Annotated in this window: 15 protein-coding genes; 2 read left to right on the plus strand and 13 right to left on the minus strand. The window is 42.7% G+C overall.

What is annotated here, in order from left to right; all coding sequences use genetic code 11:
* Positions 1–91: 91 nt before the first annotated feature.
* The 3 genes from gpmI to PJIAN_RS12060 all read right to left on the minus strand — a co-directional run bounded on the left by gpmI (position 92) and on the right by PJIAN_RS12060 (position 4,556).
* Complete coding sequence (gpmI, locus tag PJIAN_RS12050) at positions 92–1,615, minus strand: 2,3-bisphosphoglycerate-independent phosphoglycerate mutase (RefSeq protein ID WP_068705382.1); 1,524 nt, start codon at positions 1,613–1,615, stop codon at positions 92–94.
* Between the two features lie 56 nt (positions 1,616–1,671).
* A protein-coding gene (gene prfB, locus PJIAN_RS12055; protein ID WP_101750753.1) for a peptide chain release factor 2 occupies positions 1,672–2,782 on the minus strand; the annotation gives its coding sequence in 2 pieces (ribosomal slippage) (positions 1,672–2,718 and positions 2,720–2,782; 1,110 coding nt in all).
* A gap of 136 nt (positions 2,783–2,918) precedes the next feature.
* Positions 2,919–4,556: an ABC-F family ATP-binding cassette domain-containing protein gene (locus PJIAN_RS12060; protein ID WP_068705384.1), complete on the minus strand. Its 1,638-nt coding sequence runs from the start codon at positions 4,554–4,556 to the stop codon at positions 2,919–2,921.
* Positions 4,557–4,683: 127 nt separating this feature from the next.
* On the opposite strand from PJIAN_RS12060, the gene PJIAN_RS14995 reads away from it, so the two are divergent.
* Complete coding sequence (locus tag PJIAN_RS14995; protein WP_201787362.1) at positions 4,684–5,652, plus strand: hypothetical protein; 969 nt, start codon at positions 4,684–4,686, stop codon at positions 5,650–5,652.
* Between the two features lie 63 nt (positions 5,653–5,715).
* On the opposite strand, the gene PJIAN_RS12070 is transcribed toward PJIAN_RS14995, so the two are convergent.
* The 4 genes from PJIAN_RS12070 to PJIAN_RS12085 form a co-directional block, all read right to left on the minus strand.
* Positions 5,716–5,937, minus strand: a complete 222-nt coding sequence (locus tag PJIAN_RS12070) for a hypothetical protein (protein ID WP_068705388.1) — start codon at positions 5,935–5,937, stop codon at positions 5,716–5,718.
* A gap of 29 nt (positions 5,938–5,966) precedes the next feature.
* Positions 5,967–7,121: an adenylyltransferase/cytidyltransferase family protein gene (locus tag PJIAN_RS12075; RefSeq protein WP_068705390.1), complete on the minus strand. Its 1,155-nt coding sequence runs from the start codon at positions 7,119–7,121 to the stop codon at positions 5,967–5,969.
* Positions 7,122–7,129: 8 nt separating this feature from the next.
* A complete protein-coding gene (gene secA / locus PJIAN_RS12080) occupies positions 7,130–10,435 on the minus strand; it encodes a preprotein translocase subunit SecA (protein WP_068705392.1) in 3,306 nt (1,101 codons plus the stop codon).
* 196 nt (positions 10,436–10,631) lie between these two features.
* Positions 10,632–13,520, minus strand: a complete 2,889-nt coding sequence (locus PJIAN_RS12085; protein ID WP_068705394.1) for a triple tyrosine motif-containing protein — start codon at positions 13,518–13,520, stop codon at positions 10,632–10,634.
* A 203-nt stretch (positions 13,521–13,723) separates the two neighbouring features.
* Between PJIAN_RS12085 and PJIAN_RS12090 the strand changes: the two genes are divergently transcribed.
* Positions 13,724–14,899: an MFS transporter gene (locus PJIAN_RS12090; protein WP_068705396.1), complete on the plus strand. Its 1,176-nt coding sequence runs from the start codon at positions 13,724–13,726 to the stop codon at positions 14,897–14,899.
* On the opposite strand, the gene PJIAN_RS12095 is transcribed toward PJIAN_RS12090, so the two are convergent.
* The 6 genes from PJIAN_RS12095 to PJIAN_RS12120 all read right to left on the minus strand — a co-directional run bounded on the left by PJIAN_RS12095 (position 14,896) and on the right by PJIAN_RS12120 (position 25,746).
* Entirely contained in the window at positions 14,896–16,542 is a 1,647-nt protein-coding gene (locus PJIAN_RS12095) for a glucoamylase family protein (protein ID WP_068705398.1), read from the minus strand. The two genes, PJIAN_RS12090 and PJIAN_RS12095, sit on opposite strands and share 4 nt — an antisense overlap.
* A gap of 2 nt (positions 16,543–16,544) precedes the next feature.
* Positions 16,545–18,524, minus strand: a complete 1,980-nt coding sequence (locus PJIAN_RS12100) for a family 43 glycosylhydrolase (RefSeq protein WP_236714403.1) — start codon at positions 18,522–18,524, stop codon at positions 16,545–16,547.
* A gap of 186 nt (positions 18,525–18,710) precedes the next feature.
* Complete coding sequence (locus PJIAN_RS12105) at positions 18,711–19,574, minus strand: LamG domain-containing protein (RefSeq protein WP_068705400.1); 864 nt, start codon at positions 19,572–19,574, stop codon at positions 18,711–18,713.
* Positions 19,575–19,603: 29 nt separating this feature from the next.
* Positions 19,604–21,070, minus strand: a complete 1,467-nt coding sequence (locus tag PJIAN_RS12110; RefSeq protein WP_068705402.1) for a RagB/SusD family nutrient uptake outer membrane protein — start codon at positions 21,068–21,070, stop codon at positions 19,604–19,606.
* 22 nt (positions 21,071–21,092) lie between these two features.
* Complete coding sequence (locus tag PJIAN_RS12115; RefSeq protein ID WP_068705404.1) at positions 21,093–24,113, minus strand: SusC/RagA family TonB-linked outer membrane protein; 3,021 nt, start codon at positions 24,111–24,113, stop codon at positions 21,093–21,095.
* 70 nt (positions 24,114–24,183) lie between these two features.
* Complete coding sequence (locus PJIAN_RS12120; protein WP_068705406.1) at positions 24,184–25,746, minus strand: glucoamylase family protein; 1,563 nt, start codon at positions 25,744–25,746, stop codon at positions 24,184–24,186.
* Positions 25,747–25,755: the final 9 nt, after the last annotated feature.

Here is a 25,755-nt window from a genome sequence, read left to right on the forward strand (position 1 = left end):
TGATATTATAACGCAATTATACGCGAAAAATTGCAATAAAAAACTCCCTTCCCTGAAATAATCAAAGAAGGGAGCAATATATCGGATCAAATTAATGAATCAGGTTCTTTCCTGTCATCTCTGAAGGTTGAGTAATACCCAACAAACCACAAAGTGAAGGAGCAACGTCTGCAAGAATTCCGTTTTCAACTTTTGCATCTTTCTTTTCTGTTACATACACAAAAGGAACCGGATTCAGTGAGTGAGCAGTGTTAGGTGAGCCATCAGCATTTACAGCGTTATCGGCATTTCCGTGGTCAGCAATGATGATAATTTCGTAACCATTCTTTTTAGCAGCTTCAACAACCTGGTTCAGACATTTGTCAACAGCTTTTACAGCAGCTTCTATTGCTTCGTAAAAACCAGTATGGCCAACCATATCGCCATTGGCAAAGTTTACTGCAATAAAGTTGAATTTCTGAGTATTAATAGCTTCTTCCAACGCGTCGGCTACTTTAAATGCACTCATTTCCGGCTGCAAATCGTATGTTGCTACCTTCGGAGAAGGAATCAGGATACGTTCTTCACCATCAAATTCGGCTTCGCGACCACCTGAGAAAAAGAAGGTAACGTGAGCATATTTTTCGGTTTCGGCAATACGCAACTGCTTCAAACCTTCTTTTGCCACGATTTCACCCAAGGTATTTTGAACATTGTCTTTGTCGAACAAAATGTGCAAGCCCTGGAATTTAGCATCGTACGGAGTCATCGTGCAGTAATGCAAAGGAATGGTGTGCATTCCGGCTTCAGGCATATCCTGCTGAGTCAATACAATGGTCAACTCTTTGGCACGGTCGTTACGGAAATTGAAGAAAATCACCACGTCGCCGCTTTCGATTTTTGCCAATGGAGCACCGGCAGCATCAGTCAACACGACCGGTTTGATAAATTCGTCGGTAACACCGTTGTCGTACGAAGTTTGTACAGCAGCAACCGCATCGGTAGCCGGAGTTCCTTTACCTTCTACCATCAGGTCGTACGATTCTTTCACACGTTCCCAACGTTTGTCGCGATCCATTGCATAGTAACGTCCAATGATGGATGCGATTTTACCGGTAGAAGTTTTCAGATGGTTGTCGAGCGCTTCAATAAAACCTTTCCCGCTGCGTGGGTCGGTATCACGACCATCCATAAAGCAGTGAACATAAGTTTTATCAATACCGTAGTGCTTCGAGATGTCAGTCAGTTTGAACAAGTGATCCAACGAACTGTGTACGCCTCCGTCAGAAACCAAGCCCAACAAGTGGATTTTCTTATCGTTAGCTTTAGCATATTCGTATGCCTTTACGATTTCTGGATTCTGAAGAATCGAGTTATCACGGCAGGCAATATTGATTTTCACCAAATCCTGATACACCACGCGGCCGGCGCCAATGTTAAGGTGACCCACTTCGGAGTTACCCATCTGACCGTCAGGCAAACCTACGTTTTCTCCGGATGCCTGCAATTGCGAGTTAGGATAGGTTGATACTAAATAATCCCAGTATGGAGTCGGCGTTTCAGAGATAACGTCGGCTTTCGATTTGTTGCCGATTCCCCAGCCATCGAGGATCATCAGCATAGCTTTCTTACTCATAATACCTATTTTATTTACGATTTAATAATTTACGATTTACTTTGGCACATTGGAGACTATTCTCCCCCGAATTCCATCAGGTAAGCTTTAATAAAGGCATCAATATCACCATCCATTACAGCGCCTACATTCGAGGTCTGATAGTTTGTCCGGTGATCTTTTACGCGACGGTCATCGAACACATAGCTTCGGATCTGCGATCCCCACTCGATCTTCTTCTTTCCGGCTTCCACCTTGGCTGTTTCGGCACGGCGTTTCTCAAGTTCCAGTTCATACAACTGCGATTTCAACAAACGCATTGCATTGTCTTTGTTGCCAAACTGAGAACGGCTTTCGGTATTTTCAATTACAATTTCGTCCATTTCTCCGGTTACCGGATTCTTGAACTTATAGTGCAAACGCACACCGGTTTCCACCTTGTTAACGTTCTGTCCACCGGCACCACTCGAACGGAAGGTATCCCAGCTAAGATTAGCCGGATTGACTTCGATTTCGATGGTATCGTCTACCAAAGGAACCACAAAGACTGACGTAAATGAGGTCATACGTTTTCCCTGAGCGTTAAACGGAGAAACGCGAACCAAACGGTGAACCCCGTTTTCACTTTTCAGATAACCATAAGCCATATCACCATCGACCTGCATGGTAACGGTTTTGATCCCGGCTTCGTCACCTTCCTGAAAATTAGTGATTTCGCACTTGTAGTTCTGGCGTTCGCACCAGCGTTGATACATGCGGAAAAGCATATCAGCCCAGTCCTGCGCTTCGGTACCACCGGCACCGGCAACAACTTTAATAACTGCACCAAATTTATCTTCCTCACGACGCAACATATTGCGCATTTCGAGATCTTCAACCAGTTGCAGCGCTTTTGCATAAGCCGCATCTACTTCATTTTCGTCGGCGACGCCTTCTTTGTAAAAGTCAAATGCAAGCTCCAGTTCTCCGATAGCACTATGCACTTCGTTGTAACCTTCAACCCACACTTTAATTTCGCGGATTTTCTTCATTTGCGCTTCTGCCGATTTCTGATCTTCCCAGAAATTTTCGGCATGAGTGCGCATTTCTTCTTCTTCGAGCTGTATTATCTTGTTGTCGACGTCAAAGATACCTCCTCAACGCGTCCTCGCGTTCTGATACTGCTTTCAGTTGTTCAGTCGTAATCATTTGTTAGTTAGTGTTTTATATATTGTTTTTATCACTTCAAATCAAGGTGCAAAGTTAAGCAAAAATTAAGGCAATAGCAAGGCGATAAGCCAGATTCAGAAAGTTAGAGCAACTTAATTCTCAGTTTCTTATTGCCTTAGTTTTTCTTCTCCAATTCTCTTAGGTTTTCCATTTTTTTCTTTTCAAGAAAACCTTTAATGTCTTCCAAGTGCTCGGTGACTTTTTTATTACCGAACTCATACACCTTACTCACAAGCCCATCCAGAAAATCACGGTCGTGCGATACCAGAATCAAAGTGCCATCATAATCTTGTAAGGCACTTTTCAGAATGTCTTTTGTTTTCATATCCAGGTGATTCGTCGGCTCATCGAGAATCAGCAGGTTGACCGGTTCAAGAAGGAGTTTAATCATTGCCAGACGGGTACGTTCCCCACCCGACAATACTTTCACTTTCTTATTGATGTCATCGCCACCAAACATAAACGCTCCGAGGAAATCCTTAATCTTGGTACGTACATCCCCTTTGGCAATATCGTCGATAGTCTGGAAAACGGTAATGTTTTCATCCAGCATAGAAGCTTCATTCTGTGCAAAATAACCAATCATGGTATTATGACCGAGTGTCAGTTTCCCATCGTGTTTTATTTCGTTCATGATACACTTGACCATGGTCGACTTACCTTCACCGTTTTTGCCAACAAAAGCCACTTTTTCGCCCCGTTCGATGGTAAAATTGGCGTTTGAAAAGACTACATGTTCGTCGTAGCTTTTACCCACTCCATCGCAAATCACAGGATAGCTTCCGGAACGGGGAGAAGGCGGGAACCGTAATCTCAAGGCTGATGTATCTTCTTCGTCCACTTCAACAAGCTCCAGTTTTTCAAGCATTTTCACTCGCGATTGTACCTGAAGTGTTTTGGAATAAGTACCCTTGAAACGTTCGATAAACTCCTGAGTTTCGGCAATCATTTTTTGTTGCTCTTCCCATTGTTTTTGCTGTTGTTCCCGGCGCTCTCTTCTCAAAACAAGATACTTGGAGTAATTTACATTATAGTCGTAAATACGCCCCATCGTTACTTCAACGGTGCGGGTCGTAATGTTGTCGACAAAAGCACGGTCGTGCGAAATGACAATTACCGCTTTGGCATTGTTCACCAGAAAATCTTCCAGCCACTGAATCGACTCAATATCAAGGTGATTGGTAGGTTCATCAAGCAAGATCAAATCTGGTTTTTGCAGCAAAATCTTAGCCAGCTCAATACGCATACGCCAACCGCCGCTAAACTCATTCGTTGGACGGGTAAAATCCTCGCGCATAAAACCAAGACCCAGTAACGTCTTTTCTACTTCGGCATCATAGTTTATTTCTTCGATAGAATAAAAGCGTTCACTAAGCGTTGAAACTTCTTCTATCAACTGATAATAACTTTCCGACTCATAATCCGTTCTTGTCGCCAATTGCTCATTAATTTCATTGATACGGCTTTCCATGTCAAAAATGGATGCAAATGCCCGGGCGGCTTCCTCGAAAACCGTTCGGTTGTTATCCGTCATCAAATGTTGAGGTAAATAAGCAATGACAGTATCTTTTGGGGCTGATACTTTACCACGGGTTGGCTTCTGAGCTCCGGCAAGAATCTTTAGGAGAGTTGATTTTCCGGCTCCGTTTTTACCCATCAGGGCTATTCGGTCTTTTTCGTTGATAGAGAAAGAAATATCTTTAAACAGCGTTGCACCGCTGAATTCTACGGTTAATCCGTCAACAGTAATCATAAAATTAAAGGTCTTTTTTTGAAGGCGCAAAGATATGATTTTAACCCCATATTTTTGCATAAGAAGCCCTAATCCGTTTTGTAAAATCTTAATTAAACCGGATAGTTTTTCAAAATAATCTTTATCTTTGTGTTATCACAAATATCTAAAACTAACAATTATGGGACTCCAAGATTTTCTTAAGAAGTTATTCGGCAGCTCAAAAGAAGCAGCTGAAAAAGTAAGTGAAACTGCAGAAACTACATGGGAGAAAGCCAAAGAAAAAGCACCTGAAGTAAAAGAAAAAGTGCATGAAGCAAAAGAGTGGGCTGAAGAAAAGATAGAAGAAATTAAAGCGAATCCCAATGTGAATAAAGCAGTTGACTCTGCAAAAGAAGTCATTGAAACGGCTAAAGAGAAGATTTCTCACCTGCCCGAAAATCCGACAGTTGTTAAAGCCGTGGATTCTGCCAAAGAAATAATAGAAACTGCCAAAGAAAAGATTGCCGAAATTCCGGAAAACCCTAAGGTTGTGAAAGCTGTTGAAACAGCAAAAGAGTATATTGGAACGGCTAAAGAAAAGATTGCGGAGATACCTGAAAACCCAAAAGTAGTCAAGGCTGTAGATACGGCAAAAGAATACGTTGAAACAGCTAAAGGCAAAGTTGAAGAGTTCAAAGCAAAACATCCGGAAGTAGACAAAGCCATAGACACGGCAAAAGAAGTTATCGAAACCACAAAAGAAAAGATATCTCATCTACCAGAGAATCCTACTGTTGTGAAGGCTGTTGACTCTGCAAAAGAAATAATAGAAACTGCCAAAGAAAAAGTGGCTGAAGTACAGGAAAATCCCAAAGTTGCAAAAGCTGTTGAAACGGCTAAAGAATATGTAGAAAGTGCAAAAGGCAAAGTGGAAGAGTTCAAAGCAAAACATCCGGAAGTGGATAAAGCTATGGATTCTGCTAAAGAAGCAGTTGCGACAGCCAAAGAGAAAGTGGAAGAAGTGGTTGAAACATTAAAGACAAAGACAGCTAAGAAAGAAGAACAAGCCTCAGAAGAAAATCCTCCCAAACCTACAGAACCAACAGTAGAAGGAGAACAACCCCGAGAAGCATAATACTTAGTCCTATAATTAAAAATGGCTTCCTGATATTATTCAGGAAGCCATTTTTAATTGGTTTTAATCAAAAAGTGTCGGATGATCTTCGTCAAGGCGTTTAAGAATTGTCCGTATTACAGCTTCTCTCATGAACTTAGAAGTGTTGCTGATCTGATATTTGTCAATAAATCTATTTACGGCCTTAAATTCCTCTTCATTAAGCATAAATGCAACCCGGTGCGTCCTTTTCATCGTTGGATGATAAGGTTGCGAAGGGGGAACAGAGGTTTTCTTTTTTGCCATAAATAACGGACAAATATTATTAAGTTTAATTACATGTTAAAGCTTTGGCGGCGTACTGATATGCGGATCGTATCGTCCAACGGTTGATCAGTAACTAAGATCATATAGCCACCTCCACCGGCACCGGCCAGTTTACGGGCCAGAGAACAATCCTTGTATTGTTCCATCACCTCTTTTACGTCAGTTGGCATCATTGCCGGGAACATCCGAATCTGCGCTTCAAATGATTTGTTGACAAAATGAGCAAATTTCTCCAGATCCTTCTGTAGAATTGCTTTCCAACAACCTTCAGCAGCTTCTGTCAGAGCTTTTACATTTTCCGTATTGATATACGTTTCTTTCAAAAGATCAAGACCAGCCGGACGAGGCCATAACAGGCGTAAAGAAATATGTTGTTCCAGCCAGTCAAGGATTGAATCGTCCAGACAAGATTCCAGTTTTTGAGGCCAGTAGCAGTTGTCGTAATAATGACGCACCAAACCCGGCATACAAATACCGATAGAATCCTGAGCACCTGAAATCTCAGAACGTCCCGGTTCATTTTCATTGCGAAAAGCAAGTTTAGCAAGCTTTTCCGGATGCATCGCCGGTAATTCATACGGCCATATTTGCCGCAATGCATTACGGGTTGAAGTGCTCATACCACAACGCTCGTTGAATTCGATCGTTGGTTCAAGCGAAAGGGTAATTGCCCATCCCGGATTGAATTTCGATACGTAAGGCTGATCTATCCACGTGCCGGCCAGATCAATTCTGTAAGGCAGATGGCTATGAACTCCGGTACGAATCGACGTTGTGCTACGTGTAGGCAATCCGGCATCAGGAATTCTTTTCAAAATTTGATATTCAATGCCAAGTTCATTACAAAGAACCTCTTTGGCCGGAGAGTGCCCGTCTTCATTCACGACAAAGACATCCGGCACATTCTTACGAATATCTTTTTCAAAGTCCATAATTCCGCTACCGGAATTAATCCATGCATCTTTCACATACCGGATGGATTTGACCATGTAGAGACGTTCCTGATCGCTGTTTACTGTGTCTCTGCCTTTCAATTCCCGAATAGTTCTGTCAGAGCCTAAACCGACATACAAATCTCCAAATCCTGCCGCTTCTCTGAAAAAAGCCACATGCCCACTGTGCAGCATGTCATAACATCCGGTAACAAAGACTTTCTTCGCCATTCTGTTTGCTATTCTTCTTGTCCGTGACAATTTTTATATTTTTTGCCGCTGCCACAAGGACATGGATCATTACGACCTACCTTTTTTTCAACACGAATCGGTTGTTGCTTGGGTTGCGGTTCGCGAGTATCATGGTGAGCAGGATCCCCTTCCTGACGGCTTGTTTCCGGTTTTGAAGTCTGATAACGGCTGTAGTCGGAACGACGTTCTTCGTCAGCTCTGTGCACCTGTTCCGGTTCGCGTACCGGAATCTGACCACGCATCAACACGCTGGTAGCACGGCGGTTCATAACCTCTACCATTTTTTTGAACATGCCGAAAGATTCCAATTTGTAAATCAACAACGGATCTTTCTGTTCGTAGCTGGCGTTCTGTACCGAATCGCGAAGGTCGTCCATTTCACGAAGATGCTCTTTCCATTCGTCATCGATAACTAACAATAGGACAGCTTTTTCAAACGCTTTGATTACTTCCTTACCCTCTGTTTCATTCGCTTTCTTGAGGTTGACCGGAATATTATACATACGCTTACCATCCGTCAAAGGAATCAGAATGTTTTCGTAGGCATCGCCATGATTTTCCAATACCTGCTTGATAACCGGATAAGCAACAGAAGCCAGTTTGTCCATTTTACGTTTGAAAGAAGCCAGAGCGCTTTCAAAAATAGTATCAACTGCTTCATCCAACTTCATTGAACGGAATTCTGCTTCATCAAATGGCAGGTCAATTGCAAATACACTCATGACTTCCAGTGATAAACCTTCGTAGTCGAGCATTGAGTGATACTGCTCTACAATTGCCTGAGCCGTATCATACAGTACATTCACAATATCCATTCCGATACGTTCGCCCATAAGCGCATGGTGACGACGGGTATAAATTACTGTACGTTGTGAGTTCATCACATCGTCGTATTCCAGCAAACGTTTACGGATACCAAAGTTATTTTCTTCTACTTTTTTCTGCGCCCGTTCAATTGATTTTGAAATCATGGAGTGTTCAATCATTTCTCCATCTTCAAAACCAAGTCGGTCCATGATACCTGAAATACGTTCAGAACCGAACAAGCGCATCAGTTCGTCTTCCAAAGACACATAAAATACAGAAGATCCCGGGTCTCCCTGACGCCCGGCACGACCACGCAACTGACGGTCGACGCGGCGGCTTTCGTGACGTTCGGTACCTACGATGGCCAAACCACCGGCATCTTTAACAGCTTTCGAAAGCTTGATGTCAGTACCACGACCAGCCATATTGGTTGCTATGGTTACTGTTCCGCTCTGACCGGCCTGAGCTACAATGTCAGCTTCGCGCTGGTGTAACTTGGCGTTCAATACGTTGTGAGGGATTTTCCGCAGCGTAAGCATACGGCTCAACAACTCGGAGATTTCCACAGAAGTTGTACCCACCAAAACAGGACGACCTGCGTTGACCAGGTTAACAATCTCTTCAATAACAGCATTATATTTTTCGCGTTTCGTTTTATAAACGCGATCGTTCATATCATCACGAACAATTGGTCTGTTGGTAGGAATTACCATTACATCCAGCTTGTAGATGTCCCACAACTCGCCTGCTTCTGTTTCTGCCGTACCGGTCATACCTGCAAGTTTGTGGTACATACGGAAGTAATTCTGTAAGGTAATGGTAGCGAAAGTCTGAGTAGCAGCTTCTACAGCTACACGTTCCTTGGCTTCAAGAGCCTGGTGCAATCCATCGGAATAACGGCGGCCTTCCATAATACGACCGGTTTGTTCATCCACAATCTTCACCTGACCGTTGATAACCACGTATTCGTCATCCTTTTCGAACAACGTATAGGCTTTCAACAACTGATGGATAGTGTGAACACGTTCCTGTTTTACCGAGTAGTTCTGTATGATCTCGTCCTTTTCCGCCTGTTTGTCTTCAGGAGAAAGATTTTTGCGTTCAAGGTCGGAAAGTTGTTCCGCAATATTGGGCAATACGAAGAATTTCGGATCGTCCGAATCGCCGGTTATAAGGTCGAGACCTTTATCTGTAAGCTCAACGCTATTATTTTTTTCGTCTATAACAAAATAGAGTGGATCGGTCACCACGTGCATTTCGCGGTTATTATCCTGCATGTAGAACGCTTCTGTTTTCAGCATTTCAGCCTTAACACCCTGTTCGCTCAGGAATTTGATCAAAGCTTTATTTTTCGGCAAACCCTTTTGAACCCTGAAAAGCAGCAAAGCCCCCTCTTTACGCTGTTTGTCATCGTTAGACTTCATCATGTTACGAGCCTCTGCCAGAAGCTTTGTTGTCAATGCCTTCTGAACATTGTACAAACGCTCTACCTTCGGCAATAACTCTTCAAACATCTGATCATCGCCCTTAGGAACAGGACCTGATATAATAAGAGGTGTACGGGCATCGTCAATCAAAACCGAGTCAACTTCATCGACAATAGCATAATGATGTACGCGTTGTACAAGATCAAGCGGACTATTCGCCATGTTATCACGCAGATAATCGAAGCCGAATTCATTATTTGTACCAAAAGTGATATCCGCCAGATATGCGTTGCGACGGTCATCAGAGTTTGGTTCGTGTTTATCGATACAGTCAACACTCAGTCCGTGATACATGTAAAGCGGCCCCATCCATTCCGAGTCACGTTTGGCGAGGTAGTCGTTCACTGTTACCACGTGCACGCCACGCCCAGCCAACGCATTCAAAAATACCGGAAGCGTAGCCACGAGGGTTTTACCTTCACCGGTAGCCATTTCGGCAATTTTACCCTTATGAAGCGCAACACCACCGATGAGCTGAACATCGTAGTGAACCATGTCCCATTTCATCTTGTTGCCGCCTGCCATCCATTCACTGGAATAATAAGCCTTATCGCCTTCAATACGCACAAAATCGGTTTTGGTAGCCAACTGTCGGTCAAAATCATTCGCGGTAACCTCCACTTCTGAATTTTCGCTTAAACGACGGGCAGTATCTTTCATGATAGCAAATGCTTCAGGAAGTACCTCCAACAAAACTTCTTCCAGCTTTTCAAGAGCTTTCTTTTCGAGTTTATCTACTTCTTCATAGATTTTTTCACGATTTTCAAGCGGCTCGTTTTCGATGTTATCTTTTAATTCAGCAATGCGGTTGGTCTCATTAGCTATGTAGTCAGCAATTTTTTGCTTGATCGCCTCTGTATGTTGACGTACCTGATCGTTGCTTAATTTGGATATTTCTTCGTAAGCTGATTTGATTTTTTCTACGTACGGCATAACTTCACGCAAATCGCGTTGCGACTTATTGCCGAACATTTTACTTAAGATTTCATTAAATCCCATGATTTATTGGAGGTTTATGTGTTTTTATATGTTCATGTTAATAACAAATGGCGTGCCAAGCCTTGTCTATACGAAATAGTTCTCTTGGAATGAGGCCATTTTGAAATTTTAGCCACAAAGATACTCTTTTTTCAGGAAGCGGGAGACATTTTAGTTAAAAAACAACCCTCTTCAGAGCAATGAAAAACCATTCAAATCATTTCAGTTCTATCATAAATTCAGTCAGATTTTTCTCGGCACTAATATTCAGTTTTTTACGCAAGCGGTAACGTCCGGCTTCCACGCCTTTGAGTGAGATATTCATCAGGTTGGCAATATCCTTGGACGATAAATTGAGGCGCAGGTAGGCGCATAAGCGTAAATCGTTGGAGGTAAGCTCCGGATAACGTGTATGCAGATTACGAAAGAAGTTCTCATGAATACGGTCGAAATTGGATTGAAAAACGGCCCAATCATCTTCCGACGATAGATTTTCATCAATAATGTGAACTATTTTATCGTAATACTTTTTCGGATATTGGCTTCCAAGATGTTCTTTCTGAAGCGTCAGTTCTTCTTTAATCCGAACCAGAATATCGTTTTTTTTGATAATGGACATGGTGGATCCCGCCAGTTCTTTGCTCTTCAGCATCACTTCGGTTTCCAATTTTTCCTTTTCCAGTTTCATGATTTGTTGCTCGCTTTTCTCTTTTTCCTGACGGCGGAGTTCTATGTGCTTTTGCTCTATTTTATCTCTCTTTTTTTTCTGTTCCGTTTTGATTAACAGGTAAATGGCCCTTATTGCAATAACAAGCAGCAGGAAATAAAATATTTTAGCCCACACGCTCAGATAAAACGGAGGTAAAATTTCCAGATCATATGCCAATCTGTCTATCACTTCGCCGGTAGAAGCAACAACTTCTGCTCTGAAACAATACTTTCCGTATGGTAAACGAACGTATTCCTGCACAACCGAATTTTTAGGATCAGTCCATTTCTTGTCCCAACCATCTAATTTGTAACGGAATCGAACATTTTCAATCTTGCTATAATTGGGATAAGCTATCGTAAACTGAATACTATTGAAGGCAAACGGCAAAGCATCCGGTTCGCTTAAGGCAACTGATTGGACTGCCGAATTGTCAGCACGATAAGCTGTAACGCTTTTCAAACACAATTTGAACGGAATTCCTGATTTGGATCGGTGTTCGTTCAGGTTGTAGAATGCAAGTCCGTTTTCAAGGCAAATCACGCACTGTGAATCCGAAAACGGGACAATGCTCTGGTTCTTATCGACATTTTCATTGGGAAAAGAACTGTAATTCACCACGTCCAAAATTCTCACTTTTTCATTTTCCACCTGTACCAAAGCCGCCATATCATCACGGATAAACCAATAGGTATTATCGCGGAATGGCTCAATACGGTACGAAGAAGCAAAATTACGCAAGCCCGCGTTCAATGCCCGGAACGGGATGATTTCTTTGGTCAGGTCATTGAATGTATAGAATCTTTCTCCATTTGTAAATACCACTCTGTTAGCCACTTTGAACACATTAATTGAAGTATGCGTTTTACCGCTAAGTGAAGTGTAGGTCTTCATCTCTCTGATATGCCGTAAGTCGCGATCGAGCACAATGCGATACAATCCTTCGTGGAAATGAGCTGCCCAGATGGTTCCCTGATAATCAATTTCCAAATAGCGGATCGGATTGATAAAATTGTCTACTACATTGCTAAACACCCATTGTCCTCTGGCATCTTTCCGGTAAATACAAAGTTGCGTGTAAGTGCCCTGCACCAAAACTTCCTGTCCGTTGATAACTCCCTGCTTAATACAAACGCCCCCACGAACCGGAGATGCAATGCTGATGCTATTGCCTGTCAAACAATAGGTTTCTTCATTATTACAACAAAAGAGCTGATTGCCAAACCGTTTCAAATCCCACACCTGACCTTTGATACGGGAAACAAGCGAAACATTCACATTTTTATCGTCTTCACGCAAGCTGCCTATTTTTCCGGCATAGAGGCCTTGATTAGTGCCTATATAGATATCCGAGCCATACTTATCAAGTCCGTAAATGGCTCCGATAGAAGGTTGAAAAGATGTAACATATTTCACCCGGCTACCGGTGCGTACAAAAGCGATTCCCTTATCCAACGCCAGCCACACGTTATTGGCTCTGTCGCAATACATTCCAAGAATCGTGTTGTTTTGTAAAAAGTTGGTACTGTTTAGTTTCCATAATATTTTACCGGCTTTATTGACAGCCACTACCCCATCCAGAATCGTACCGATAACGAACACCGAATCGCTGGTAATAATCGCCCTGTTGGCATTGGCTTTTATCAGGAATTCATTAGCCTGACTTTCAAATCTTTTGCATTTACTTCCTTCCAGAATAAAAAGTCCGTCGTGAGTCGTTACCAACAACGTTTTTGTGGCATCGTAAGGCAATACGGCCGTTATTGACGATTTCGGACATTCTCCTTCTATCACGGGATGAAATTTATTTTTTGCCGGATCGTAGCGGCAAAGACTGCTTCCATCGACATGCGAATATATATTATTGCGATATTGATTAAAAAACAGGAAAGTACCCGACATCCGATGGCCGGTTATTTGCTTACCATCGAACACAAAAAAGGAAGCAAACGATTGAAAATAGATTTTACCCCGGCACGAGATAATTGTCCATATTTCATCATTTTGCATTTTGTAATTGCGAAGTTGCTGCGATAAAGAATGGTAACGTAATTCACCTGTAGAAAGCGGCTGAAAATATCCAAACTCTTCAAACGAACCCACATAGATACGTCCGTCAGCAGCAGGTAATACGGAGCGAACCACGCGGTTGCCGGGCACCGGAAAAAGTTCCCAGGCGGCTCCGTCGTAACGCAGTAAACCATTATTGTTGCCGAAATAGAGAAACCCGTGAGCATCCTGTGCCACAGCCCAGTTCTGATTAGCTGCTTTGTATTCCTTTTTGGTAAAATTGGTGACTACCGGAGCAAATTCTGCCCCTTCAGCAGAGAGCGGAAGAAAAACAAGAAATAGAAAATAGAGTGCGGTGATTTGTTTGCACAATGGAATATAACGCATGGTGATTAAGGTTGAAATATTGCCTGATTTTTTCTTTCGAAACCATTATTGATCAGGACTAAATAACGCTACAAATATAAATCATTTTGGTAATTTGGAACTATCCGGTTCTAAATTAAAAAAACGCTAATTATATTCTTATTCAATAACACTCTGTTCATAAGACGAGTAACTTTGCAAACTCAGATTAAGAAGCAAAAAAGATGTATAAAACATTATGGAACAGGGACTTCATTTTATTGACCATGTCGAATTTCCTGTTGTGTATTACCTATTATTCGCTCATTTCCACCCTTCCGGTTTATTTAGCCGACAGTCTTCATGCCGACAAAAGTGCAATCGGGCTTGTGCTGGCTGCCTATACCATCGCTTCGGTGACGGTTCGTCCGGTGTCTGGCTTTGCCCTTGATAAATTCGGAAGAAAGATGATACTCGTCAGTGCATTAACACTCTATTCAGCACTGTTTATCGGCTACATGTTTGCTCTTTCTATTGCATTGATCACGGTACTCCGCTTCATGCAAGGACTTGGCTGGGGCATTTCCACCATCTCCGGGTCAACCGTCGCCGTTGACATTATTCCTAATGAAAAAAGAGGCGAAGGTATCGGCTTTTATACGCTCTCCACCACCCTAGGCATGTCCGTAGGACCTGTAATCGGATTGTTGCTGGTACATCATGGAAGCTACCTGCTTATGTTTGCCGGAATGCTTGTCATATCCATTATCGCCATTGTTTGTGCCGGCATTGTCAAAGTGCCCCGAAACATTCCTCATGCGACCAATATGGGCTTCAATCTGCATAATCTCTTCGAACCAAAGGCTGTATTGCCTTCGATTAATCTGTTGATAATAATGACTGCGTACGGAGGTTTATTATCGTTTGTCGCTCTTTACGGAAAGGAAGTCGGCGTACATGACACCTCCCTGTTTTTTCTGGTTTTTGCTGCAGGAATAGCCATTTCGCGAATCACAGTAGGCAAAACTTTTGACAAAAACGGACCTGCTGTTATTCTCACCTTTTGTCTTATACTTGATATTCTGGGATTTACCGTGCTGGCTTTATTGAAAAATCCGTTCGGATATTTCATATCGGCCATTCTGATCGGCTTTGGCAACGGAGTCGTTTTTCCGGTTTTTCAAACAATGGTGAACAATGTGGCAGAACCGGCTCACCGTGGAGCCGCCAACTCTACGCTCTACACGGCACTCGACCTCGGAATGGGTGCCGGTATGATCCTGATCGGGTTCATATCCGAGCACACATCCTTGTCGCTTGCTTTCATTTGTTGCGCCGTAATTTGCCTTGCTGGCCTTGCTCTATTCCGCTTCAGGGTATTGAGCGATTATCTGTCGAAAACACTACAAACCAAGCATTAATAAGTAAAGCCCAGCTTTGTCAACCCTTGCTGAATATCACTGTTTTGCATAAACAGATGCCAAAGCAATTGCGTACGATAATTTTCTATCATCACCACAATCGGTCCTTCGTCGATTGCCAGATATGAGTTGGAGAACCAAGGTGTATTGAGAGAGAATGCATCGTAAAAGCCGTAATTGCTCCAGAGTTTGTCTCCTAGCATATAATAGAAAAAACGTGCAGCACGAAGGCTTTCGTTAGGCGTGTAAGGCATGGACGAAAGGGCCGCCGTTGGTGCAATCACACCTAAGTCATTGATAGGCGAACTTGCCGAATATCCGTTCGGAATATCGCTTGCTGTCAATCCCCAAGAGTCGGCACTATAGCCGTAATAGCCTCCCGGATTTCGAATGCAGTACATATTATTAATCTTGGCATGAGCCGTGTTTTGTTGCCAATAAGAGGCATATTGGTCTCTCAGGTTACGCGGATCGAGCCCTAAAAAAGAGTAATGCGTAAAGAATAACGGTCCTCCGTAATCGCTTCCCAAGGGTAAAATTGTCCCTTCAAACGTCTTACCATTCGTTATTCCGCCATTTTTAGCCCAGCCATTGGTATAAACCTCTTTGGGTATTGAATGAGTTGGAGAAGCAGCCGCCAGTATATACACAATCAAAGCCTCATTATAGCCTGCTATAGGCATATTCATTGCCCAGCCGTAATCGGGCGACCAATGCCAGTAAAGGACGTTCTGTCCGTTTTGGCGATACCAATCCCATTCCACATTCTGCCACAATTTTTGAATAGTATCGCACATTGCCTGTTCGCTTGAATTCCCGTTTTTGAAATACTCACGAACGGACAACAATCCCTGCATCATAAAGGCTGTTTCAACCAAGTCTCCTCCATCATCTTTTGTGCTGAACGGGATAACCTTTCCTGTTGTTCCGTTCATCCAATGCGGAAACGCGCCATGGAATTTATCGGCCTGTGTATTGAGAAAATTAACCACTTTATTGATGCGCGAAAAACCATCTGAACGTGTAAGAAAACCTCTCTCGATACCCACTAGCATTGCCATTAGTCCGAAGCCGGAACCGCCAGTAGTAACAGTCTCGCCCGAACCAAGCCGCTCACGAGCCATACCCGAAACCGGATGAGCATAGTCGGTAAAATAACTCAAGGTTTTCTGCTGTATTAATGTCAGCAGATCATTATCCGAAAGAGTTGGGAATTTGGCAGTGCTATCGATGGCGGTCATATATTGCGACGAGAAACCGGTCACAATTTTCCCTCCAAGATTAACTCCGGTATTTATTGAAAATGTAAACGAAGTCAATGGCGCTACCGAAGCAGTAGAGGTCAAAACAATAGTCTGTTTATTATCGCCTTGCGTAGCCTTGTAGTTTGAACCGATTGTACCTCCGAACGACAAGCCGGAGGTAACGATAGAGCTGGGATCGACTGTATTATTGAAAACGATCTTTGCGACCTGAACACCACCTGCAACGCCATGAAAATTTCCATTATTAGTTAATGAAGAGCCGTTGATCTGTACGCTGACAACAGACAATGAAGTAACATCCGGCACAACCGGTTCGTTATTTTTGCCACATGAAGCAACAATAATGATAATAGCTAATAAAAAACTCAATTTTCTCATATTCACTGGCATTTAACCGGTTTTGACAACAGTGATACCCCACTCTCGCCTAATGCTTCAATAGCAAACCAATAATTGGTGTCCTTATCCAGACCTCTCATGTCGTATGTAGTTGCATCATACACTGTAATGCAGTTGTAAAGCTGATCCGGAGCTATTCCGAAGCGAATATTGTAACCGTAGGCTCCGGCTACAGCTTGCCACTTTATCGTTGCATTGCGGGTATCTTTCTTGTCTCTTACGGTTACAAATTTACTAACTACTGCAGGTGTTTGTCCTTCCGATTTGCCGAATACCCGGAAATCCATCAACGCAAAATTACCGCTTGCCGAATGGACGTTTTCAATTTTCAGGTAACGTGTTGCCAGGGGTTGCTTCAGTTCCACATAGTCGTGAGGAACGTCGAGATCGTTATTGCTTTTATCTACCGTCAATTGCCAATTTTTGCCATCGGGCGAGGCGAAAATTTTGTACTGATGATACACATCCATTGCTTTACCACATTGGTTTGCTTTGTGTTCATAATAATTGACCTGAATGGCGTTAACCTGTTTTTCAGCGCCTAAATCCATTACAAACCACTCTCCGGGATTGCCGGTAGCGGCAGCCCAATACGTCCTCATGTTTTCATCAGCCGCATTTTCGGGCTGGTAGATGCTGTCGGATGATGAAGCCCACACCTTTTTGTGCAACGACAGCAACATCCAGCCGGTAAAGTTGCCTTTAGCATGATCTTCGGAAGCACGCGGAATCGTGGTGGGATAATCGCCGAACGCAGTATTGGCAAACAAAGTACCCTCCTTATCAAATCCTGCCGGATAGAGTCCGATACGACGTTCAAACGTTTCTCTGAGCGACAACATACAGGTGGCTATGTGCCAGTAGTTTCCGTAATTATCTTTGAATGTTCCGCCATGTCCGGCCCCCAACACAAAACCTCCGGGTTTGTATGAAAACGGATTGTGTCGTTGATAAACGAATGGTCCTAACGGCTTGTCCGACACGTAAACGCCATCGGCATACACTTTGAATTCGGTACCGGGAGCTCCATACTGAAGATAATATTTCCCATCGTGCTTCGTCATGAACGAACCTTCAACAAAGGGTTTAAGTGTTACAGAATCATCATTGTTCATTCCGAAGCGCTCCCATCCGTGAAGCTCGGGATGCAACAGAATCAAATCATGGATAACGCTTTTGGGACGAAAGGATGCACGATCGTATTCAACGCCTTTAGTCGGGAATTCGTTGCTGGAACCATAATAAAGATACAGACGTCCATCATCGTCGAGAAAAAGATCTGGATCCCAGTGAGGCAGCAGAGCCGTTTCTGCCAGATGTTTCCATCGACCGTCGTCAGGGTGAGTTGTGTACCAAACCGGCAACTCTTTATACGTAGAGCCGAGCATTACCAATGTATCGCCAAACACTTCTACTGCGGGAGCGCACGGATCGTCATCGTTGGGTTTACGCTGAAAACCGGCGAAAACGTATTTCCATTTTGTCAAATCATCCGAAACGTAATAACCGGATTGATTGGTCGAAAAAAGGTAATATTTTCCTTTATACGGCACAATCATCGGATCGGCGGTAGATCTGCACGAAATGCCTTTGTTGTTGCTATGGTTGAAATATTCAAAGTTATAGTCAATATTTACCGGGTTGCAATAAGTTTTCGGACGATCATTGTCCGGATCGAACCAGGGAGTTGCCTGTGATTGTTGACGCGTGATAGAATGATTCTGGTGATCGGGAAACATACGCAAGTTAATCGTAGTGAGGATTGGTGAGATGGGAGTCTCGGTAAATTTCATGCCGGGAAAATAGCAAACCAATGACTTGTCGTCCGGGCTGACCGTCATTGTAAAACGGCCTTGGCCATCACTTGAAGCGGAAACCACCCCGTGTTTCACCATAAGTTGAGCTCCGGGCAATGGAGCGCCTGTGCTGTCTGTAACGATACCTTTTATTTGATATGTCATTACAACGGGTATGTTATACTCGGTTATCTGCCCTTTTATGGTTTTGGTTTGAGAATTTGACATAACAAACCCACAAAAAAAGAGCAGGATAAAATTCGAAAAACGGACTGTGTTATTCATAAAAAAGATAAGAAAAGGGTTGCGAATACCACAACCCTTTTCCGTTTTTAATAATCAGAGATGAACTTATCGTTTAGCTGTAAACAAACTTTGAACTTCTGCTGCTGTTAAAGCTGTTCCATAAAATCTGAACTGATCGAGAGCTCCTTTCCAGGTAGAAGCCAGCCAGTTGTCAGATACATCACTGGCATCGCCCTGCGGACCGCAACCGATACGTACCGATGCAATGACAGAATTTACTAATCCTATTGCTCCGTGACCTGTCCATACTTTTGTGCCCTGAGAGACCCCATCTTTGTAAAATGTCAAGCCTGAAGTAGCCTGGTCATATACAAATGCGCAGTGGTGCCATGCATTGTCCATTAATCCCGGAATACTACCAGATCCTTCCCAGGTCAGCCATGTGTCAGCAACACTTGCACCGCCACTTAAGCCGGATGCTGCCACCAATTTTACCGCACAGGCAGTATTATCACCTTCAAACAAGAGGAAAAAGTTACTACTCGACCAATGATAGTTGGAGACAGCGACAAAACTAAACGGATATTCAGGTCCATTGGTCAAGGCATTATTATGAGTTTGCCCGTTATGTTTTTCCCAAAATGAGATGGTGAAACTTTTTGCTGTGGTTGCAAAATCGTTGGGTTTTGCATACGAAACAAATTTACCCACTCCACCCTGAATGGCTTTGCCTTTGATTCCATCAACAGATGAAGTTGTATTGGCACTGGCAAAATTTGCCCGAATGCTGTCTACTGCATTCATCAATACATCAGAAGTCGTACCGTCAAATGCAACGTAGAATTTCAGAGGACCACCTGCCGGATTGCTGTCTTTAGGATAGTCTCCCAAAGTGGGATGATTCAAATCCTGACAGCTGCTAAAAGCCAAAACAGTAACAGCCAATATGCTATATATAATATTTTTCATATTTCTAATATTTAATAGTTAACCATAAATTACCAGTCGGGATTTTGAGTAAGTTTTCCCTGTGCTTTATCAATAATAGTTTGAGGGATAGGATAATACTTACATTTGTCGGTATATCCTTTGGATCCTAAAACAGTCAAAGCATCACCCCAACGAACCAAATCAAAGAAACGTTCACCTTCCATAGCAAATTCAGCACGACGCTCCTTCTTAATGGCCGCACGTAAAGCAGCCTGATCGGTGGTAGTTATTGCAGGCAAAACATTGGCACCGCCTCTGGCTCTGGCCCTGATCATTTCGAGATATTTAAGTGCTTTGGCACTGTTCCCCGATTCATTTGCAGCTTCAGCCGCCATCATAATTACATCCGCGTATCTCAACAAGCGAACATTCAGCCAATTGGCATATTTGATACCTGTTGCTGCTCTTCGTGCCGGATTGGAATATACTTTACGATTCCAGTAGGGCTGAATTGATCCCAATGAAGCAGGAACTGTCAAACCATAGCCATCTGAACCTCCCGAATAGAGTATGGTAGTAGTTTTTCTCGGATCGCCGGCTTCATATGAGTCAACCAAATCCTGACTCGGAACATTCCATCCCCAGCCTAAATCCCAGTCGCCACTACCACGAACACCCTGAGAACCGTTGTAATTATTGTTATAACTGGTAGTTCCGTTGCTACTTACATAGTTTTGAGCTTCAAGCATCGATTCGGAAGAATTTTCACCGTCTTCGGTAAAGAATTTGTCATAAGACCCCAGTAAGCTGTAGTTGCCAGAATTAATTACCGTTTCACACAATGATAATGCCCCAGCCCAGTCTTTCTGATACAATTTAACCTTTGCAAGCAATCCGTTAGCCGTGCCATTGGTCACACGCCCCGCATAGTTACTGGCCCACGATGATGGCAAATGAGCAGCCGCATAAGCCAAATCTTCTGTAATGAATGTATATATCTGAGCAACTGTTGATTTTTCGATATTGGCATCACCGATATTATAAATTTTGAAATTAATAAGAGGAACGGCACCAAAAGTGCGAACCAGATCAAAATAGGCATATCCCCTTAAAAAGCGGGTTTCCGCGCGATTGATGATATCGCCTGCCGATTCCAGCTTCAATGAATCCATCAGTTGAAGAATATCATTGCAGTCGTTAATCATGGTATAGTGCGCATTCCAGTAGTCAAGAGTAAGCCAACTTTCAGCCTTGTTATATTTGTAGTAATCGGCAATTTGTTCGTAGGCGGCACCATCAGTTGGCGTACTGCCTTTGATGGCATCGTCGCTTCTCATAGTGTGCATAAAGGCATACGGTAAACCGGATACACCTTCAGCTCGTAAATCGCCATATAGTCCAAAGACTTTTCCTTCTACTCCGCCCACAGTAAGATCTCCTTCTGTAGCCGTTGCGAGAGGTTTTCTGTCCAAAAAATCGGAACAACTTACCAGCAATAATAAAATCGGTAAGATTAGTAAATATATCTTTTTCATAATTCTATGGTATTAAATGGAATTAAAAAGTGATGTTCACACCCACAGTAGTTACGGCCGGCACAGGATAACCACCGTTGTCATATCCGAATTTAGTAGCACTACCTCCGGCTTCAGGAGTAAAGCCCGAGTTATGCTTCCATGTTACAAGGTTCTGTCCGCTTACATAAACTCTCAGTTTCTCTATATTCATTTTTTGCAACAGTTTATGATCAAATGAATAACCCAACTGAACATTACGCAAACGCAGGTAACTTCCGTCTTCAATCATATAGGTAGAAGGCAAATTGTTATTGGCATCATTTCCAACCTTCGGTTCCCAATTGGAAGTTCCGGCTCCGGTCCAGCGACCCAAACGATCCTGTCTGTAATTGAATACGGCATAAGAAGAACCGTTACCCCAATCACGCCAGATTTCATTTCCATATACACCCTGGAATTCGATTGATAAATCAAAGTTTTTGTAGTTGGCTGATGCGCTCAGTCCGTAGGTAAAATCAGGCGTAGGATTGCCTATAATAGTACGATCTGCATCTGTAATTTTTCCGTCACCGTTCAGATCCTTAAATTTCAAATCGCCGGGACCGTAATCGGCTAAAGTATTCACCGGACTGGCTAACTTATCAGCATACGACTGATAAACGCCTTCAACAACATATCCATAGAATGATCCGATAGGCGATCCGGCCTGTGTAATTGAATTACCATCATAGTAAGCATAACCCGGTTTCCAGACACTTAACACTTTATTACGAATTGTAGTAATATTTCCAGATACATTAAATGTCAAACCATTAGCTAACTTCTGATTCCATGATGCAGTGAATTCAAAACCATTGTTTTTAACAGAACCCGAATTCGTGTAAAAATTATTGCTGCCATCATTTACGTAAGTCAACAGGTCTTTTGTGCGTTTTTCGTAATAGTTGGCTTCAAAATGAAGTCGGCTACCAAGGAAGTCGGCTTCAAATCCACCTTCGTACGAATCCACGGTTTCCCACTTTAGGTTTGGATTATTTTTGTAGGCCAATTCATAAGCCGGAACAATATTGGAACCGAATACAGCTGAAGAGCCTGCTACATAGTTAGGATAGTACGGATAGTGTACCGCATTGTACTGATTTCCCAATTGACCCAGAGACGCTTTAATCTTCAGGTTATTGAACACTTTCTGATTCTGCATGAACTTTTCTTCGCTCATAAACCAGGCTCCACCCAATGCCCAGAAATTCTGATAACGATGACTGGGAGAGATTTCAGAAGATCCATCGCGACGGAACGAACCATTCAGATTGTATTTTCCTTTATAACTGTAGAGAGCACGGAACAGCATCGATACTGTAGATCTGTCCCATTCTGAAGGATTGTCTTTGTCTGCAACAACCACTCTGGTTTCAGGGTCTCCATAAGGATAAACATCAAGATACCACCAACGTTTGTCATAAGGAATCACAGGAGCTCCGGCATAAGAATACTGGTTCACTTTACCGCTAACCTGGCTATAGTCTTCATAGAATGTGGTAAAACCGCCCAGCAAAGTCAGATTATGCTCGCCAAATTTCTTCTTATAGGTTAACAGATAATCCTGTTGAATCTTGGTATACGTGTTTTTATACTGGCTAACAGATGACAAAGTATTCCAATCGACCACCTGACCTGATTCAGCAGCATACACCTGATATTTAGGAGTATATGTACGACCATTGTTAAAACCTAAATCGGCAAAGTAATTGGCCTTCAATGTGAGATCTTTAAACAGCGTCCATTCTATAAAACCATTACCAATAAACCGGTATTCGTTGTTGAGCTGCGTGTATTTGTTCCCTTTTACAAACATCAACGGATTACCAATTTGAGGACCTCCAATATCATCAGGTAACTTATTATACACATTGTAAGTCGTATTGTACGGTTCAACAATTGGAGTTGCATTCAATGCCGAAATAAAATCGTGCAATTGAGGTAAATTTGCTTTGTAGGCATTAACGTTCACTCCAACTTTGAAGTGCTTATTAATTGTCAGTTCATCATTGAGGCTGACGGTTAACTTGTTGTATGTTTCATATTTAATCAAGCCTTCCTGATACAAATACCCTGCCCCAAAATAAAACTTATTTTTCTCATTCCCACTCGAAATACTCAGGTTGTGAGATGTAACAATGGCATTGCTTTGTTTAATCTGGTTAATCCAGTTTGTATTACCTTGGAACAAGTCATAGCGACCATATGCAGAAGCTCCCTGATTGATTCTTTGTTCATCGTAAAGAGTTATAAAACCATTACGATCAGTCATATCAGGTGTTCCAACAATATTCTGTACACCAACAGACGAATTGAAATTGACAGTCACCTTTCCCAGAGCTCCTTTCTTGGTCGTAATAATGATGGCACCGTTAGCACCCCGTACGCCGAAAATTGCTAGTGACGAAGGGTCTTTAAGGACTTCCATCGAAGCAATATCCTCCGGATTGATAAAGTTGATATTGTCGTTGAAAATCCCATCGACAATGTACAACGGCTTTGTCTGGTTGCGGCTGATAGTTCCCCGAATTCTGATATCGGGTTCAGAACCAGGTTTTCCACTATTAACAACCGACAAACCGGCTACTTTTCCTTGCAACGAAGAGATAGGGTTGGAATTCGGTTTGTTTTCAAGATCTTTTGACGACACTTTCACAATCGATCCGGTCAGGTCTCTTTTATTAGCCGTACCGTAACCAATTACAACCACCTCGTCTATTTTAGTAGTCGACTGTTTCAATTTTACATTGACTGTCTGAGAGTTTTCAACCTGTAATTCTTCTGTTTCATATCCAATGAAAGAAAACTGAAGAACGTTTCCTTTTGTAACATTCAGAGTAAAAGCACCGTCAAGATCGGTGGCCGTTCCCTGTTTTTGCCCTTTCACAACAACGCTAACTCCCGGAAGAGTTTCGTTAGTTTCTGCATCCCGAACAATGCCCGAGATTTTTAGATTTTGTGCCAGCATCTGTAACGAGAAGGCACTCAGCAGAATCAGAATAAAACTGATTTTCTTTTTCATAGTTCTGATTTTGTGTTAATTAATTCATGACAATCTATTTTCTTAATTTATGGAATGCCCGTATCAAATATTATTTGTACTGAAATCCCAATTTTTTTATTCCGTTACCAATCTCTTCATTTTGCATAAAGAGAGTCCAGAGTAAGCCGCTCCGGTAGTTCTCAATCATCGTAGCAATCGGTCCCTGATCGATTGCCAGATACGATCGAACTACCTGTTGGCCTGATACCATGTTCAGGTTAAAAGCATCATAAAATCCATATTTGCCTAATAATTCTTTACCTAAATCGTAATAGAAATGGCGGAATACAGGTAACACTTCCTGCGGGGCATAAGGCAAAGACGAAAGCGCTGCTGTTGGAGAAACAGTACCATTTTCATCAGGTGTACCCGGATGATGCGAGGTATATCCAACCAATGGATCGTCAGAAGAAGTAAATCCCCAACTATCGGCTCCGTAGCCTTTGTATTTCTTCGGGTTTGCCATTGCATAAGCACGGTGAATCAAGACATGATTTCTATTCCGGTCCCAAAAATCGGCATCTTTGTTGCTTAGGCCTTTAGGATTCAGCCCCAGAAAAGAGTAATGGGTAAAAAACAACGGGCCGCCGTATTCCATGCCCAACGACAGCGGTATTCCAAAATAACTTTTGCCGTTTTGATAGTATGGTGAAGTTCTCCAGCAATTGAACACTTCCGGTCGAATCGGGTGCGTGGGCGAAGATGCCGCCAATACGTATGTAATAAGGGTTTCATCAAAGCCTTTTATCCGATGACGCATTTTGAATCCATAGTTCTTTGACCAGTGCCAGTAAAGTGAGTCTGTACCGTCCGTATACCAGTTCCAGTCAATTTCTTCCCACAGTTTTGTGATACGCGACGAAAGTGTTTTTTCCTTATCGTTTCCATTCTTAAAATACTGACGGGCAGTAAGCAAGCCCTGTGTAAGGAAGGCTGTTTCTACAAGGTCTCCCCCATCGTCATATTGACTAAAATTGAAAACCTTACCTGTGTTTCCATTGTACCAGTGCGCCCAAGCTCCATGAAAACGATCAACCCTTTCAAGGAAAGAAACAATCTGATCGATTTTATTCATGGCTTGTTCCCGCGGAAAATAATTACGCTGAGCCCCAGCCACTAACGCCATAATCCCGAAGCCCGTACCTCCGGTTGTCACTATATCTCCATGATTATCGTTGCTTCGCTCGCGAGCCATACCACAGTCGGGATGAGCCAGATCAAAGAAATAACGGGTCGTATAGCGCTGAACCATGTCAATCAGCTGGTCATCCGTGAATTTATGGGTCGTTGCTTTGCATTCGAATTTTGCGGCAGCTTTGTCTGTAACATTCATTCCTTTGGGTACGACTCTATACACCAAATTCCTTTCTCCCACAGATTTACCCGGAAAATCAAGATAAAATCCGGAGTTGTTTTCCGCTCTCTTTTGAAAATGAATGCCATGATCTGTCGAGAGATAAATCTCGTAGGTAAAACCGGGCAGATTGGCATACGTTATTTCAACATGCGCATCATAACCTGTAGCCCGAAGCGACTCCGGCACAATATATTTCTGTGCAGTCAACAACGGCATACAGGCTGTTGCCATTAAAAGAATTAATAATCGAAACATAGAAATGAG

This window comes from Paludibacter jiangxiensis, from assembly GCF_001618385.1.
Classification (GTDB): domain Bacteria; phylum Bacteroidota; class Bacteroidia; order Bacteroidales; family Paludibacteraceae; genus Microbacter; species Microbacter jiangxiensis.